This is a genomic window from Nocardia sp. NPDC004718, assembly GCF_053601535.1.
On sequence record NZ_JBSGCA010000007.1, the window covers coordinates 40,200 to 56,022 of the forward strand.

Sequence of the window (15,823 nt, forward strand, 5' to 3'; positions counted from 1 at the left end):
CGGTCAGCGTCCCATCAACCGGCGCCACTGCGCGATGAACGGATGCTTCGCGGTGACCGAGCCGAATCGGATCTTGCCGTGCACCACCAGGTGCAGGGCGCCGAGCGGCGGCCCGGTGCGCACCTTGTTGTTCACGCTGGAACCGATCAGCTCCAGCCCGTTCAGGTCGACGGTGGCCTCCGCGGGCACGATCAGATTGATCGAACCGGCGAAGTCGTCGACCCGCAGCTCGACCACCTGGGTCGACATGATCGCCTCGGTGAAGTCCAAGGTGACCCCGGACAGCCAGTTGTTCAGATACAGGGTGGGCGGCACCTGCCACGGGCCGCGACGGCTCACCCCGGACAACCGCGAACGGATCACGTTGCTCGCGCCGTTCGAGCCGGACGTGTGTCTGGTGAAGGCGGGCGAGGAGTTCACGAACGTCGACGGCGGCGCGGCGGGCTGCCCCACCAGGCGGACGCCGGGCAGATCGATGAGGACGGCGTTCAATTCGCCGCGGGTCTTGGCGGCCAGCGCGGTGTCCATCCGCTCGGTGAACTCACCGAGCGAGAGCATGCCGAGGCCGACCGCGCGCTGTAGCAGCTGACCGACGTGTTCTCGCTCGGCGTCCGACACGCGCAGTTCCCGGTCGCCCACCGCGCCGCCGGAGCCGATCGCATTCGATACCGATTCGGGCCCACCCATGCGATCGAGGTTACCCAGCGGACGGCCACGACCGCATCAGGGCGATCCCTGATTCGAGCGCATCCTCCGGACTACTCGAGCCCCTGTTCGATGGCGTAGCGAGTCAATTCGACCCGGTTCGCCAGCTGGAGTTTGCGCAACGTCGCCTGCACATGGTTCTCCACGGTGCGGTGACTCAGTCCCAGCCGCGTCGCGATCTGCTTGGCGGACAGCCCTTTCGCCACCATCCGCAGCACCTCGGTCTCGCGCTCGGTCAGGGCGGGCCGGTGCGGCTCGTCGGGGCGCACCGGCGTGGTCGCCATCCGCCGGTACTCGCCGAGCACGAGTCCGGCCAGCCCCGGTGTGAACACCGCTTGACCGGCCGCGGTGGCGCGCACCGCGTCGATGAGCTCGGCCGCCGACGCGCTCTTGACCAAGTAACCCGAGGCGCCCGCCTTGATGGCGTCGAGCACGTCGTCACGCTCGGCCGATGCCGAGAGCACCAGCACCCGGCTCTGCGGCGACACCCGCAGCACCTCGGCCGTCGCCTGGGCCCCGTTACCGTCGGGCAGCTGCATGTCCATCAGCACCACGTCCGGCCGCACCGCCCCGGCGCGCCTGCTCGCCGCGGCGACACCGTCGGCCGTGGCCGTCACCCGGAATCCGGCTTCGGTGAGATCGCGGGAGACGCCGTCCCGCCACATCGGGTGGTCGTCCACCACCATCACCGAAATGGACCCGGCCGTCTGGTCCGCCATCAGCGCCTCCGTCTTCGCTCGTGCCCGCGCCTCGCCGACGCTCGCTCATCTGGGCACCCGGAATTCCCATTCGGTGCCGAACCCGACCCCGCCGTCGATCTCGGTGAGCAGGTCCGCACTGCCGCCGAGCGCCGCGATCCGCCCCACGATGGACCGGGAAACTCCCATGCGCCCTTCGGCTTCCGCCTCGGCCAGCCTTCCCGGCGGGATGCCGACGCCGTCGTCGCGCACGCTGATCACCACTTCGTCGCCGGTGTCCTCCAGCAACACATATGCTCTCGCATCCGGCCCGGCGTGCAGCTCCACATTGGACAACGCCGTGGCCACGGCCGAGGCGATCTCGTTCGCCATCCAGCGGCCGACCCGCACCGGATCGCCGGGCGTGGACACCGACACCGTCGGCGTGGACTGCGCGGTCAGCAGTGGCCGCAGGTCGACCTCGGCTCCGCCCGCGTCCCGGTGATCGGCCTGCTCGGTGATCAGCACGCGCAGCGCCACCTCCTGCTCACCGGCGCGCAAGGCCAATTCCTCCGTGGGTCCGCCGATTTCGCTGCCCCGGCGCTTGATGTAGCTGAGCACCTGCAACACGCCGTCGTGCACCTCGCGCGACAGCCGTTCGCGCTCCTCGGCCGCGGCGGTCAGGCGCACGGCTTGCTCGAGCTGGTCCTGGGCGCGGCGCGCGGTGTTGGCCGCCAAGCCGAGTGCGAGACCCACCGAGACGAGCACCGGCACCGTAGCGTCCGCCCACACGTCCTCCCCCCACTGATCGCGCACCGTCAGCGACACCGCGGCGATCAAGGCTCCGGACAGCACGCCCGCGAACGGCCCGCGCAGGATCGCCGCGCCGATCACGGCGTTGGTGGCCCACAGCGTGGTGGGCAGCGTCTGGTGCCCGTGATACCAGCCGTAGTCGGCGACCAGGCGGGTCGCGGCCATCAGCCCGATCACGACCACATGATCGCCGATCACCACCCAAGTGCGCAGCCGCGCCACTTCGGGGAAATGCCACTGCGACAGCATGATCGCCGAAGCACCCGACCACACCGCCATCAACGCGATGAGGACCCAGCTCAACCGCTGGTTAGTGTAATACGGCACCGAAGCGATCTGCTGACCGACCGCGTACAGCAGCGTGACCAACCGCAGCGCCTGCGCGGCCCGCCACAGCGGTGTGGTCGCCACGTCGGCCGAGCGCAGCTCAGCCCTTCGCCGTGCCGTCGCCGGCTTGCGCGCCGTCATCGGACTCCGCCTTCCGCTGCGCCGACTCCGTGGCCTGCTTCTTGGTCGCCTCGATCAGCGTCGCGGCCACGTCGAACCGGCCGGGCTCGGGTCGATCCGGTTCGGCCGAATACAGCCCGTGCTGGTCCTCGCCGGTTTGCAGCTCCCCGTACAGTTCCTCGGGGCCTTCCAGCAACGACCGGATCGCCGTGTTCATCACCGCCACGAACGGCACCGCCAGCAGACCGCCCGCGATCCCGCCGATCACCACGCCCGCCGTGATCGCCAGCACCACGGCCAGCGGATGGATGCTGACCGCCCGCCCCAGCAGCAGCGGTTGCAGCACATGGCCCTCGAGCTGCATCACCGCGATGATGATGCCGAGCACGATCAGGGCGGTGACCAGCCCCTTGGTCACCAGCGCGATGAACACCGCGATGAATCCGGCCAGGAACGCGCCGATGATCGGGATGAACGCGCCGATGAACACCAGCGAGGCCAGCGGCAACGCCAAGGGCACACCGAGAATGGCCAGCCCGGCGCCGATACCGATGGCGTCCACCGCGGCGACCACGACGGTCGCGCGGACGAACCCGACCAGCGTGCCGAACCCGAGCCGTCCGGCGGTGCGGACCCGCTCGCGATGGTCGGTGGGCACGATCCTGGTGACGAACTCCCAGATCTGATCGCCGCCGTAGAGGAAGAAGATCAGGATGAACAGCGTCAGGAAGGCGCCGGTCAGCAATTCGCCGATCACGGTCGCGGTGGTGAGCGCCCCGCTGGTCAGGCTGTCCTGATTGGACTGGATCGCCTTGACGATCGCGTCGCCCACGTTGCGGATCTGCTCGTTGCTCAGATGCAGCCTGCCGTTGATCAGCCAGTCCTGGATCTGATGGATGCTGTCGGTGAACTGGTTCGACAGCTGCGGCACACCGGCGACGAACTGTTCCACGACGAAGGTCATGATGCCCGCGACCACGCCGATCGACCCGACCAGCGCGACGAAGACACCCACCGAGCGCGGCACGCCCAATCGCTGCATCCAGTCCACCAGCGGCGCGAGCAGCGCCGCCGCCAACAGAGCGATCGCCAGCGGGATGACCACGGTCGCCAACTTCTGCACGATCGCCGTGACCGCGAGCCCCAGCGCGCACAGCACCAGCAGACGCCAGCCCCACTCCGCCGATACCCGGACGATCGGGTGCACCGTCTCCGCGGCGGGGCGCGACAGCGTGATTTTCCGCTCTGGACTTGGCTTCGGGTCGGTCACCTCCGTGAGCCTAATGGGCGCCGTCGGACGGAGTCCGTCCTCAGCCCGCGCATGGCCGGAGCGAAGGCGGAGGTACGCCTAACGGGCGCTGTCGGACGGAGTCCGTCCTCAGCCCGCGCATGGCCGCAGCGAAGGCGGAGGTACGCCTAACGGGCGCTGTCGGACGGAGTCCGTCCTCAGCCCGCGCATGGCCGGAGCGAAGGCGGAGGTACGCCTAACCGGCCCGGCCGTAGCCTGTCCGCCTTCACCAGCGGCCAGCGCCGCAGACAGGCCGACCGGACCGGAACGCTAGATTGGACCCCGTGTCGGCGCCTCTGGAAGCGGTCAAACAGACCATGCGAACGCGCTGGCCGCTGTACCTGACATCGATGCTGCTGGCGAACGCTTTCGGCGCGGTTCTGGTGTGGGCCTTCATCCAGTACGGACTACCCGTCCCCGAGGGCGAGCCAACCGGTGCCAGGAGCACCGGCCTGCTGATCCCGGCTGTCGTCTTCGTGGCGGGCGGCCTGCTCAGCATGGCCGCGTCCGCGCTGATGCTGCGCCCGGTGATGCGCTGGCAGATGCGCGGCGGACCGCCGAGCCGCCAGGAGCAGATGGCCGCGCTGCACGCACCGCTGCGCCAGGCGATCCTGCACCTCGCGCTGTGGCTGACCGGCGGAGCCGTGCTGGCCGCGCTGATCATCAGGGACACTCCCGCGCTGGCGGGCGCGGTCATCGTCACCGAGTGCATGGCCGCGACCATCGTGTTCGGCTTCACCTACATGCTGGGTGAGCGCATCCTCCGCCCGGTGGCGGCCCAAGCGCTGACCGAGGGCACCTTCGACCACACCCTCACTCCCGGTGTCGGCACCAGGATGGGGATGACCTGGGGTATGGGCACCTTCGCGCCCACCATCGCCATCGTGCTGCTGTGCGTGACCCAGATCTCCTCGGACGTGAAGTTCTCCGCACAGTCGCTGGCCATCTCCATCCTGTTGCTGTGCGGCGTGGTGATCATGCAGGCGCTCGCGCTGTCGATGCTCACCGGTTCGAGCATCTCCGACCCGGTGCGCCAGCTCAGCCAGGCCATCGACCGGGTCCAGGCCGGGGCGCGGGACGTACAGGTCGAGGTCTTCGACGGCAGTGAGATCGGCCTGTTGCAGGTCGGCTTCAACCGGATGATGGAGGAGGCGGCCAAGCGCCGTCAGCTGCAGGAGCTGTTCGGTCAGCACGTCGGCGAAGAGGTGGCGCAGCGAGCGCTGGACTACGGCACCGAACTCGGCGGCGAGACCCGGTTCGTCGCGGTGCTGTTCGTCGACATGGTCGGGTCCACCGCCACCGCGGCCGAGCGGCCGCCAACCGAGGTGGTGAGCCTGCTCAACGAGTTCTTCCGCATCGTGGTCGACGTGATCGACCGCCACCACGGCTTCGTCAACAAATTCGTCGGCGACGCGGCGCTGGCCATCTTCGGCGCGCCGCTGGACCGCCCGGACGCGCCGACCGCCGCGCTCGCCGCCGCGCGCGAACTGCGCGAGACCCTGCGCGAAGTTCCCGGCCTGGACATCGGGATCGGCGTCTCGGCGGGACTGGCCGTCGCGGGGAACATCGGCGCGGCCAACCGCTTCGAGTACACGGTGATCGGAGATCCGGTCAACGAGGCGTCCCGGCTCACCGAGCTGGCCAAAGAACGTCCCGGCCGGACGCTGGCCTCGGGCAGTGCGCTGTATTTCGCCGAGGAGAGCGAGCAGGACCAGTGGGAAACCGGCGACGAGGTACAGCTGCGCGGCAGACGCAGGAAAACGCTTTTGGCCTGGCCACGAGAACGGGCCGACGCGCCCGACGATACCGATGTCGAAACGGCGCGTTCGTTAGGCTGACCGCGTGACGGCCGACGGGGAACGAGCAGACGATCCTGCGCCGCCGCTCACCGCGGGTCCCCGCCGTGGCAGATTCCGCTGGTTGAAATGGGTGCTCGGCGCCGCTCTGCTGGCCCTGCTGATCGCCGAGGGCGTGTACCTCTGGCCGCGACTGCACGAGTCCTGGCGCAAACTCACCGAGATCCACTGGGGTTGGCTGGCGGCCGCGATCTGGCTGCAAGCGCTGTCGATGAGTGGATTCGGCCGGGTGCAGAAGCAGTTGCTCAACGCGGGCGGCGTCGCGGTGAGTCAGCGGAAGTCCGTCGCCGTGGTCTACGGTGCGACGGCGATGTCGGTGACCCTGCCCGCGGGCCAGGTGTTCTCCACCGCGTTCACCTACCGGCAGACCAGACGCTGGGGCGCCAGTCCGGTCGTCGCCTCCTGGCAGCTGGTGTTCTCCGGCGTGGTGGCCGCGGTGGGGCTGGCGCTGCTCGGCGTCGGCGGCACGCTGCTGGCCGGCGGGCAGATCGGCCCGCTGAAGCTGATCCTCTCGCTGGCCGCCGTCGTCGCGCTGGTGTGGGCGGGCAATCACGTCTCACGCAATCCCGGCTCGCTCGACGCGCTGCTGCGCAACCTGCTGGCGCTGGTCAACCGGCTGCGCAAACGCCCGCCCGAGCACGCCGCCGCCAAGATCGAGGACATGCTCGGTCAGCTGGAGTCGGTTGAACTCGGCAAGCGCGACGGCGTCTTGGTCACGCTCTGGGCGCTGATGCATCGTTTCGCCGACGTGGCCTGCCTGGGCGCGGCCTGTTACGCGGTCGGCGCCGATCCGCGCATCGCCGGTCTGCTGCTCGCGTTCGCCGTGGGCAAGGCCGTCGGGTCCATCCCGTTCGCGCCGGGCGGCATCGTCTACGTCGACGCGACGCTGATCTACGGTCTCACCGCCGCCGCGGGCCTGTCCGCCGCGCAAGCGGTGGCCGCGGCGTTCGTCTATCGGATGGTGAGCTTCATCCTGGTCGCCATCGCCGGGTGGATCGTGTTCCTGTTCCTGTTCCGTAGACCGCAGGCCGACGACGCGGAGTTCGAGAAGGAGTTCGAGCAGCGGCGGCTGTGACGGAAGCCGCGTCCTGGCTGCCGTTACGCTGGCCCGCGTGAGGAAACCAGTGCCCTTCGTGGTCGATGCGCTGCTCGTCGTCGTCTTCTGCGCGATCGGCAGGCGCAGCCACGACGAAGCGGTGCTCGCCGGGCTGCTGCGCACCGTGTGGCCGTTCGCGACGGGGTTGGTCGTCGGCTGGCTGGTCGTGGCGCTCCGGTGGCGCGCCGCCGCGGGCAGCGGGCGCTTCGACATCACCCCGCTGTGGCCCGCCGGAGTCGTGATCTGGGCGTGCACCCTGGTCGGGGGCATGCTGCTGCGCGTGGTCAGCGGTCAGGGCACAGCGGTCAGCTTCGTGCTGGTCGCCGGTGTGGTGCTCGCGGTGTTCCTGCTCGGCTGGCGCGCGGTGTACAAAGCCGTGCGGTGATCACGGCTCCGGAGTAGCCAGCGCCTGCAGCATCCTGGCCGCCATCCGCGCGGTCGCGTCCTTGCTGTCCACGTCGTTGATGTGGATCGCGAAGACCAGATCGCCCATCGACCCGATCAGCCACCCGTCCGGACCCGCGGTCGCGGCGAACGCGGCGACGTCGCGGTAGCGGCGTACGCTCGCCAGTTCCGGGGCGTTCGTGGCGTCGCGCAGCATGCCGCGCAGCCGGTCGGCGGTCTGCGGCGGCAGCGGGTCGAGCCGGGCGTCGGTGGCGCTCGGGCGTCCGGCCTCGATCATCGGCGGCGGCACGGCCCCGCGCGCGATCGCGGCCGCGGCGATGGCCATGCCGTACGGGCTGGCCAGGACGGCATCCGAACCACCGCCTTGGAGCACCTGCTCGGCGCTGCGCCCCGCGATGGCCAGGCGACCGGTCACCTCGTCGAGGCCGGGCACCTTGAAGTCGATGCCGACGCCGAGCGCGGTCGCCGCCTCGGCCGCGTCCTGCACCGAGACATCTTGCGGGGCTTTGTTCTTCGCCGACGCCGCGACGGCGCGGAACAGGTCCATGTTGCCGCCCACCGGATACAGTCCGGTGAACGCCACCGAGCCGTGCTCACTGGCCTGGCTGTTCTGCGCGACCGCAACCACCGCCCCCGTGGACGGCTGGATCGCCACGATCGAGGCCTGCGTGGGCACGCTGACCACCGCGTCCTCGGCGGCACGTTGCAGGCGCTGGTCCATCGTGCCCGCGATGTCCGGTCCCGGTGGGCCCTGCTGACCGGCGAGTTGCGTGATGAACCGCCCGTCCTGCTCGAACAGCTGCACGCCCCACCCGGAATGCGCTTCCTGACTCTCCTGCTGCACCTTGCGCAGCGCGTCCAGCATCGGCGACCAGACCCGGCGGTCGGCGGAGATCAGCCGTGGCTGCTTCTCCATCACCACACCGGGTATCGGCGCCATCCGCGGCTCCAGGATCGCGAAATCCCCCTCGCGCAAGTTCACCGCGATAATCGGCTTGCCCTGCGAGGTGGCCAGCTGCTGCATCAGCGCCGGCCCGGTGATCAGCGGCGCGACCGGCTCGATGGCCTTGGCCAGCGCGTCGGTCGACGCGACCGGGTCCGGCATCTTGGCGGGATCGAGCTTGACGACGTTGATGGTCTGCTCGGTCATCAGCGGTTCACCGGCGATGTCGTTGACCCGCGGCGCCGGCGTCGGATAGGTGCGCACCAGCCGCACCGTCCGGTTGTGCGCCAGCTGCGGCATCACGACCGCGGGTTCCCAGGAGATCCGCCAGCCGATGGCGAGTTTGCGGACGTTGCCCTCGAGACTGTAATTCCAGGTCTTGCGCTCGCCGAAGCTCCACTCGACGTCCATGCTGAAGATCGCCGACTGCGCGTCCAGACCGATGAACTGGGTCTTGCGGTAGTCGACCTTGGCGCCCTGCAAGCCCTCGAACATTTGCTTCAGAGTTGCTGTGGCCGCGATGGGGTACGACGTCAGGTCTGCCGCCTTGGTGTAGTCCTGATCGTCGAGCAGGTCCGTGAAGCGCTCCACGACCGCTTCCGCTTCATTCTGCTTCTCGTGTATCCCGCACGACCCGATCCCGAGCGCGAGCGCCGCCACCCCCATGAGTGCCATTGCGCCGCGAACACGAAAGCGGCGGGATCCCCACACGTCCATGTCGCCCACTCTTCACTCTTGTCACTCCAGTAACAAGACCACCGTACCCGAAAAAGACCAGACCGCGATGCCTCCGTAGCGCGGACGTTACCCATGCTCAGCATCCCAATTCTGCCCCGGGATCATGCATCTCGGGGGGCCTTTCATGATCATCGTCCAGCCGGTCGGCGGCAACCGGCGCCGCTACCGTACCGGCCTTCTCGAAAAGTCGCGCGGTTACCACCCGACTCGACGTTTCGTATCAATAAATACCCCCACGGGTGCGGATCGATGCAACCGGACCCTTGTTCGCACTGAGCGCAACTCCCCCGCGTAGTTTGCGACGTAATCTTGTAATCACTGAAAGCAACGCATCACGATAAGTAGGTGACCCGCCATGAGAAACGCACACCGCGGCCGGGGTTTCGGACGAACGGGCGGTTGGCAGCAAGCCGACCTGCCGGACCCGTCGGACGTACCCGATTGGTTCGCCGGAAGATTGCCAAGTGACTGGTTCACCGGTCCGCCGGTGATCGAGATCGACCGGGACGAAATCGTCGTCATCGGTGAGCTGCCGATTCCGCAGCCGGAGAAGAAGCCGGACGCCGACGATTCCGAAGCCTCGACCGAAGAGGTTCCCCGCGCGACCAAGGAAGGAGCGGTCGCCCGGTTCCGCGAGTCCACCCGGCCCGCCCGGATGCAGATCGCGAACGAAGCGCAGCACCGCTACCGGCGCAATGTGGCCTGGGGCGTCTCGGTGGACGGGGAACGGATTCTGTTCACCCACCTCGCCGTGCCCGTGATGACCCGGTTGCGTCAGCCGGAACGCAAAGTGCTCGACACCTTGGTCGACGCGGGCGTCGCCCGTTCCCGCGCCGACGCCCTCGCCTGGACGGTGAAACTGGCGGGCAAGCACGCGGAGACGTGGCTCGAGGAATTGCGCGAAGCCATGCGCAAGGTCGACGACCTGCGTTCGGAAGGCCCGCAGGGGCTGTAGCCGGTCGGGCCCGGTCGGGCGGCGCGGTGTGACGCGGTATCTTGCCGTGCATGGCTGTGACCGCGGACGCGACGCCGGGCCCGATCCTGGTTCTGAACGGCCCGAACCTCAACATGCTCGGCACCAGGCAGCCGGAGGTGTACGGGTCGGCGACGCTGGAGGACGTCGTGGAGTTGTGCGAACGGACCGCGGCGAAGTTCGACCGGAAGATCGTCGCCTTCCAGTCCAACTCCGAAGGCGCGCTGATCGATCGCATCCACCGGGCGCGCGGCGCCGAGTCGGGCATCGTGATCAACCCCGGCGGCCTCACCCACACCTCGGTGGCGCTCCGCGACGCGCTGGTGATCCCGGAACTCCCGATCGTCGAAGTGCACATCAGCAACGTGCACGCACGCGAAGAGTTCCGGCACCACTCCTACATCTCTCCGATCGCGACCGCCGTGGTCGCGGGAATGGGCATCCAGGGTTACGCCGCCGCCATCGAATTCCTGGCCCGCTCGCGCTGAGCTCACTTCAGCTGGAAGACCGGGAACCCCGGCGCGATGGCGGCGAGTTCCGCATCGGTGGCGTCCTTGGTCACGCCCTCGAAGAACTTGCCGACCTCCCAGCCCCACTTCCGCAGGTAGAGGCGCAGCAGCGGCACCTTGTCGGCATCGGGCACCTCGGTGGCGGTGAACACCTCGACCTTGCGGCCGAGCCGCAGCTCGCCCCCGCCCGCCACGCGCAGGTTGCGCACCCACTGCGTGTGCCCGCGCGGCGCGACGAGGAAGCGCTCGCCGTCCTCGCGCACCATCAGGTTCACCATCGTCGTGCGCCATTCCCCGCTCTTGCGCCCGCGCACCGCGAGCAGCCGCGACCCCATCACGCTGATGCCCAGCTTGGGCAGCAGGTTGGCGATCCGGTTGAAGACCGCGTCGAATCCGGCGGGGCCGACGTAGCGGGTGTTGAGGTCCATGACTACTCCTTGTTGTGAGCACTGCTCTCTATAGAGAGAAGTGTTCCACGAAGGGCGCGAGGAAGTCAAGAGCACTGCTCTCTTCGTGTTTCCCGGAGGCCTATGGGGCCGGGAGGGGTTCGCCGGTTTCCAGGAGGGTTTTGAGGTTGGAGAGGATGCTGGGCCAGCAATAGGCAACCACAAGGCTGCATATCAAGCCCTGCGAAAGCAGAAGACGGGTCCTCGCGTCGACAGTGCGAGGACCCGGCCGACTCCGCGACGTCAGGCGGGGTCGCGCAGCAGGGCGTAGGTGGAAATGGGTTTTCCGGCCCGCTCGCTGGCGGCGATGGCCTTGCGCCACAGCCCCTGGGCGGTGTGCGAGAGGACGGCGTCGACGCCGATCTCCTCGCTCGCGTCGATAACGTGCTGCGCGCCCGCGTCCATCATCTTCAGACCGGCCAATGACGCCCAGCCGCCGTTCTTGTTGGCGACCGAGTGCTCCTCCATGAAGTAGGGGAAGGCGGCGGCCGAGCGGATCGCGAACGGAACGAACGCCGCGACGTCGTGACCCGACCGATCGATCATCGCCGTGGCCTGGTCGAAGGCGAGCAACCAGGGATGGAAGATGGTCAGCAGCCCCTGGTAGAAGATCTGCGCCAGGCCGTCGTCCGCGCCGAGGTACTCCTGCGGGCTCAAGGGGCGCAGCAGCTCGGCGTGGGCGTCGAACACCGCACGGGGGCCGCTGTAGAAGATGTAGGACGCCGGATGCGTGATGTTGTCCCCCGCCGACATGACGCCGCCGGAGAGGAACTGCGCGCCGTGCGAGCGGGCCCACGCCGCGCCCTTTCGGGCCTGCTCCGGCGAATCGGAGGACAGATTCGCGATCACCTTGCCGTCGAGGTGGCCGGTCGCCGGACCGAGCACGTCGTACATCGCCGCGTAGTGGGTCAGGCTGAGCACGGTGACTTCGTTGGCATCGAGGGCGGCGGCGACGGTCGCGGCGCGCTTCGCGCCGATCTCGACCATGGCGTCGGCCTTCTCGGGGCTGCGGTTCCACACCGTCACCTCGACGCCCGCGGCCAGGAAGGCCCGGACCATCGCCTGCCCCATCGGCCCGAGGCCGACGACGGAGACAGCGCGGGCGGTGGTCTGTTCGGACATGATGTGTCCCTTCGATTCTCGTCGGTTACTTGCGTCGGCGCCGGAATTCATCGTCGTTCCCGCAGGTAGAGTCGGGAAGACCGAACGTGGAGGTGCGGTTGCTCACCTCGGGGTTCGAAACGAGGTCAGAGGAGCGCGGTGGGCATGAGCAGTGACGCGGATCATGAAGTGTGCGGCATGACGGTCGCGATCGATGTCGTGGGCGGCAAGTGGAAGATGCACCTGATGTGGGTGCTCGGCATCGGGCCCCAGCGCTTCGGCCGGATCCGCAAGCTGCTCGACGGAGTCAGCGAGAAGGTGCTCGCCGAGAACCTGCGTCAGCTCGAGGCCAGCGGTGTGGTGCACCGCGAGGTCTATCCCGAGGTCCCGCCCCGGGTGGAGTACTCGCTCACGCCGCTCGGCGAGGAGTTGGCCGTGGCGCTGCGCCCGCTCGAGGAATGGGGCGACCGGCACAAGCACCAACTGGCCGCCGGCACGCTGGCGTCGGCGAGCTAATCCAGCCGGTCGTCGGCGATCCGCGCGCCGACGCGTCGGAGCAGCGACGCCGCCTCTGCCATCGACCGTTCCGGGTCGGGTTCCAGAGCGGCGAGCGCGTAGCAGTCCGCGAAGCCCGCGGCCCGGATCTCGTCGGGCGTGAGCAGCGTGCGGCCCGCCACGGCTATCACCGGGACGTCGGCCTTACGCGCGGCCGTGCACACGCCGACCGGCGCTTTGCCGTGCAAGCTCTGCCGATCGAGCGATCCCTCACCGGTGACCACGAGGGTGGCGGTAGCGAGCAGGGCGGGGAAATCGAGCAGTTCGAGCACGACCTCGATACCGCTGCGGACCCGCGCGCCGAGCACGGCGAGCGCGCCGAAACCGGTACCGCCCGCCGCGCCCGCGCCGGGCAGCCGCGCGAACTCCGGGCCGACGAGCTGCGCCCAAGTGTCGAGGGCGGATTCGAGGGCATCGACCTCGGCGGGCCCTGCGCCCTTCTGCGGCCCGTACACCGCCGCCGCGCCGGTCGGCCCGAGTAGCGGATTGTCGACGTCACAGGCCAGCGTGAATGTCGTACCGGCGACACCGGGGTGCAAGCCGGAGCGGTCCAGACTCGCGGCCTGGGCCAAAGTCGCTCCACCGCTCGGCAATTCCTGTCCGTCGGCATCCAGGACACGGACGCCGAGCGCCTGCACCATGCCCGCGCCGCCGTCGGTGGAGGCGCTGCCACCGAGACCGAGCACGATGTCGGTCGCGCCGTGCTCCATGGCATGCGCCAACACCACGCCGAGCCCATATGTGCTCGCGCCCAACGGGTCCAGCCGACCCTCTGGCAGAATCGCCAGACCGACCACGGCTGCCAGTTCGACGACCGCGGTCGCACCGTGCCGGGCATAGGATGTGCGACGCGGAACCCCCGTCGGCCCCGGAGCGGTCACCTCCACCCGCGCCCAACCCGCCGCGACGAACGCCTCGACCGTGCCGTCACCGCCGTCTGCGACCGGCAGCTGCCGGATCTCGGTCTCCGGCGCGCTCCGCCGCAAACCGTCAGCCAGCGCCGCCGCCACCTCGGGCGCGGCGAGCGACCCCTTGAACTTGTCCGGAGCGAGGATGACTCGCGCAGCGGGTGTCATCCTCACATTCTCGGACGCGACCGGACCGGTCGCACCACGACACATCAGCCACAGCCGTCGTCGTGGGCCTTCGCCGACCTCGGAGAAGCGCGGATTCCGCACACGAAGCGGTGAACCGGTGTCCGGACCGGCGGATATCGCTGAACTGCGCGACGTGAATCGCACCGGCGTCGACCGGGAACGAACATCCGGAGCTGCACGCCGGTCGCCGCGCTCCGATCGACCCCGCGGGCCGGATCGACAGCGCGCGAGGACAGCGTCGGCGCGATCGAGATGACGAGTTCGCGACCGTGGTGAGGACCACCGGCCGCCGGCGAAAGGCTCGGCCGCCACGGGAGCGAGTGCGGGTTGCCTACCTGGCGGGAGGCGGAGCCGGGCCACGAATTCGGCGCCGAGGCCGCCGACCGGGCTTTCACGCCGCCATGAGTCCCAGTTCGTGATGTCGGACAGCAGTCACGAACCACTTTCGTGGGGGTCGGACTCTCAGCGTGTGGGCAGCGGAGCCTCGTCGGCCCGTGTGACGCCGACCTTCCCGGTGCGCAAGTAGGTGAGCACGGCCTCGTCCACCGCCGGATTGCCGCGACCGAACGTGCCGTGGTCGCCGCCGTCCACGACGACCAGCGCGCCGCCCAGCGCCGTGGCCATGGCCGGGCCGCCTTCGTACTTGGTCAGCGCGTCGTTGCGGCTCTGCAGTACCAGGGGCGGGGTGCGCAGCCCGGCGCCCGTGATCGGCACCGGTTTCGTCACGGGTTTCCAGGAACCACAGGCCATCCCCGAGCGCACCAGGTCGGCGCGCGCGTCCATGGCGTTGCCGCCGGAGGCGATGGTGCCTGCCGCCGCGCCGAGCAGTTCCGGCCTGCCTGCCACGGCGTTCTCGTTACAGGTAATGGCACTGAACACGAACCGCCCGGTGGGGTCGGTCGAGGTAGCGCCCTCGATGGCCCGCAGACGCTGCACGTTCGCCGGGTCGGCAGCGGCGTCGGCCATCGCGCGGGCGAAGGTGGGCCAGAAGGTGCGGGTATAGGTGGCCACGGTGGTGGCGCCGAGCAACGGCACCTGCGCGGAAACACCGCCGCTCATCAAGGTGCGCAACAAATTCTGCAGTTTGCCGAGTTGCTCTACGCTGCCGGTGTAGCCGTCCCGGGCGATCTCCGCCAACGGCTCCGGCAGCACGCCGGGCAGGTCGGCGATGCTCGCGGGCGGCGGGGTCAGGTTGGCGTACCAACCGCCGCCCTGGCCTGCGGCCAGCCGGACCCAGGTGCGGTAGACCTGCAACGCCGTGTCGCCGAGGTGGTATTCGCCGTCGTGGTCGGCGATCCAGGCGAACAGATCGTCCAGGCGCTGTTTGCCCGCGACCTGCTGCTGGGCGAACTCCTCGGTCCACACCCAGTGCGGATTGACGTTGGAGTCCAGGATCATCCGGTCCACGTGGTCGCCGAACAGTGCCGCGTACACCGCGCCGAGGTAGGTGCCGTAGGACGTGCCGAGGTAGGCGATCCGTTCCAGGCCGAGCGCGGAACGCACGGCGTCGAGGTCGCGCGCGGTGCTCTCGGTGGTGATGGTGTCCAGGTAGCCGGGCTGCGCCGCGTCACAGGCTTTCTTGATCTCGTCGCGGTTGCCGCCGCCGAGCGAGACCTGCTGCCCCTCCCCGTTCTTCGTGCTCGTGCCGCATTGCAGCGGTGTCGCCCAACGCAGTCCGCGCGGCTGGACGGCGATCCGGTCGTAATGCTCGGCCAGCGCGGCGGGGAGCACGTCCAACCGGCGCGCCCAATAGTCCAGCGCATCCGCGCCCGGCCCACCGGGATTGGCGAACAGCACACCTTCCCGCTGGCCGGTAGCCGCGATGCGGCTGACCGTCAGCTCGATCTTCGCGCCATCCGGGTCGGCGTAGTTCATCGGCACGCTCACCACGGCGCACTGCACGCCCCGATCGGCGGGCACGGAACCCTCGGGGCACTTGCCGAACGCGACTCCCGGCGCGGCGTCCGCGACGCCTGCGGCGATCGATCCACCGAGCAGGCCCACGGCGACCACGGCGGCCGCGACCCGCGAAACCCGCGGTGTCCTCAACATATTCCGGTACCTCCCCGAGCCTGCCCGCTCGCGCGCGACGACGGACCCGACCAAGAGCATTCTGCGCAGGCCCGCCCGGACAGACAAGTCGGTGGCGGGATTCCGCCCCGCTGTGAGCGTGA

Annotated in this window: 15 protein-coding genes; 6 read left to right on the forward strand and 9 right to left on the reverse strand. The window is 69.3% G+C overall.

Annotated features, from left to right (window positions below):
• Positions 1-3: 3 nt before the first annotated feature.
• The 4 genes from ACWEH3_RS07535 to ACWEH3_RS07550 all read right to left on the reverse strand — a co-directional run bounded on the left by ACWEH3_RS07535 (position 4) and on the right by ACWEH3_RS07550 (position 3,912).
• Complete coding sequence (locus ACWEH3_RS07535) at positions 4-639, reverse strand: DUF1707 SHOCT-like domain-containing protein (protein WP_450022166.1); 636 nt, start codon at positions 637-639, stop codon at positions 4-6.
• 119 nt (positions 640-758) lie between these two features.
• A complete protein-coding gene (locus ACWEH3_RS07540) occupies positions 759-1,424 on the reverse strand; it encodes a response regulator (RefSeq protein WP_450022140.1) in 666 nt (221 codons plus the stop codon).
• A gap of 45 nt (positions 1,425-1,469) precedes the next feature.
• Positions 1,470-2,663 (reverse strand): MacS family sensor histidine kinase, encoded by a 1,194-nt coding sequence (gene macS / locus ACWEH3_RS07545; protein WP_450022138.1) that lies wholly within the window; start codon positions 2,661-2,663, stop codon positions 1,470-1,472.
• The gene (locus ACWEH3_RS07550) at positions 2,623-3,912 is read right to left on the reverse strand and encodes an AI-2E family transporter (RefSeq protein ID WP_450022136.1); all 1,290 of its coding nucleotides are present in this window, start codon (positions 3,910-3,912) and stop codon (positions 2,623-2,625) included. Before ACWEH3_RS07550 ends, macS begins: the two co-directional genes overlap by 41 nt.
• A 335-nt stretch (positions 3,913-4,247) precedes the next feature.
• Between ACWEH3_RS07550 and ACWEH3_RS07555 the strand changes: the two genes are divergently transcribed.
• The 3 genes from ACWEH3_RS07555 to ACWEH3_RS07565 are packed head-to-tail and all read left to right on the forward strand — an operon-like array spanning position 4,248 to position 7,267.
• Complete coding sequence (locus tag ACWEH3_RS07555; protein WP_450022164.1) at positions 4,248-5,768, forward strand: adenylate/guanylate cyclase domain-containing protein; 1,521 nt, start codon at positions 4,248-4,250, stop codon at positions 5,766-5,768.
• Positions 5,769-5,772: 4 nt separating this feature from the next.
• Entirely contained in the window at positions 5,773-6,861 is a 1,089-nt protein-coding gene (locus ACWEH3_RS07560; RefSeq protein WP_450022134.1) for a lysylphosphatidylglycerol synthase transmembrane domain-containing protein, read from the forward strand.
• 37 nt (positions 6,862-6,898) lie between these two features.
• Entirely contained in the window at positions 6,899-7,267 is a 369-nt protein-coding gene (locus ACWEH3_RS07565) for a DUF3054 domain-containing protein (protein WP_450022132.1), read from the forward strand.
• Here the strand turns inward: ACWEH3_RS07565 and ACWEH3_RS07570 are convergent, their stop codons facing one another.
• Positions 7,268-8,821 (reverse strand): NTF2-like N-terminal transpeptidase domain-containing protein, encoded by a 1,554-nt coding sequence (locus tag ACWEH3_RS07570; RefSeq protein ID WP_450022130.1) that lies wholly within the window; start codon positions 8,819-8,821, stop codon positions 7,268-7,270.
• A 502-nt stretch (positions 8,822-9,323) separates the two neighbouring features.
• Here ACWEH3_RS07570 and ACWEH3_RS07575 point away from each other — a divergent pair.
• Together ACWEH3_RS07575 and aroQ are read left to right on the forward strand one after the other, a co-directional pair.
• Positions 9,324-9,923, forward strand: coding sequence for a hypothetical protein (locus tag ACWEH3_RS07575; protein WP_450022128.1), 600 nt, complete (start codon positions 9,324-9,326; stop codon positions 9,921-9,923).
• 50 nt (positions 9,924-9,973) lie between these two features.
• Complete coding sequence (aroQ, locus tag ACWEH3_RS07580) at positions 9,974-10,429, forward strand: type II 3-dehydroquinate dehydratase (protein WP_450022126.1); 456 nt, start codon at positions 9,974-9,976, stop codon at positions 10,427-10,429.
• 2 nt (positions 10,430-10,431) lie between these two features.
• Here the strand turns inward: aroQ and ACWEH3_RS07585 are convergent, their stop codons facing one another.
• Positions 10,432-10,878 carry a nitroreductase family deazaflavin-dependent oxidoreductase gene (locus ACWEH3_RS07585; RefSeq protein WP_450022124.1) on the reverse strand — a complete coding sequence of 149 codons (447 nt, stop codon included), beginning with the start codon at positions 10,876-10,878 and terminating at the stop codon, positions 10,432-10,434.
• A 261-nt stretch (positions 10,879-11,139) separates the two neighbouring features.
• On the reverse strand, positions 11,140-12,069 hold the full coding sequence (locus ACWEH3_RS07590) for an NAD(P)-dependent oxidoreductase (protein WP_450022122.1): 930 nt from the start codon (positions 12,067-12,069) through the stop codon (positions 11,140-11,142).
• A 93-nt stretch (positions 12,070-12,162) separates the two neighbouring features.
• Here ACWEH3_RS07590 and ACWEH3_RS07595 point away from each other — a divergent pair, with 93 nt between their 5' ends.
• Positions 12,163-12,513 (forward strand): winged helix-turn-helix transcriptional regulator, encoded by a 351-nt coding sequence (locus tag ACWEH3_RS07595; RefSeq protein ID WP_450022120.1) that lies wholly within the window; start codon positions 12,163-12,165, stop codon positions 12,511-12,513.
• Here ACWEH3_RS07595 and ACWEH3_RS07600 read toward each other — a convergent pair.
• Both ACWEH3_RS07600 and ACWEH3_RS07605 read right to left on the reverse strand, forming a co-directional pair.
• The gene (locus ACWEH3_RS07600) at positions 12,510-13,628 is read right to left on the reverse strand and encodes a glycerate kinase (protein WP_450022118.1); all 1,119 of its coding nucleotides are present in this window, start codon (positions 13,626-13,628) and stop codon (positions 12,510-12,512) included. The genes ACWEH3_RS07595 and ACWEH3_RS07600 overlap by 4 nt on opposite strands.
• Positions 13,629-14,111: 483 nt before the next feature.
• Positions 14,112-15,701 carry an alpha/beta hydrolase gene (locus ACWEH3_RS07605; RefSeq protein WP_450022116.1) on the reverse strand — a complete coding sequence of 530 codons (1,590 nt, stop codon included), beginning with the start codon at positions 15,699-15,701 and terminating at the stop codon, positions 14,112-14,114.
• Positions 15,702-15,823 lie beyond the last annotated feature (122 nt).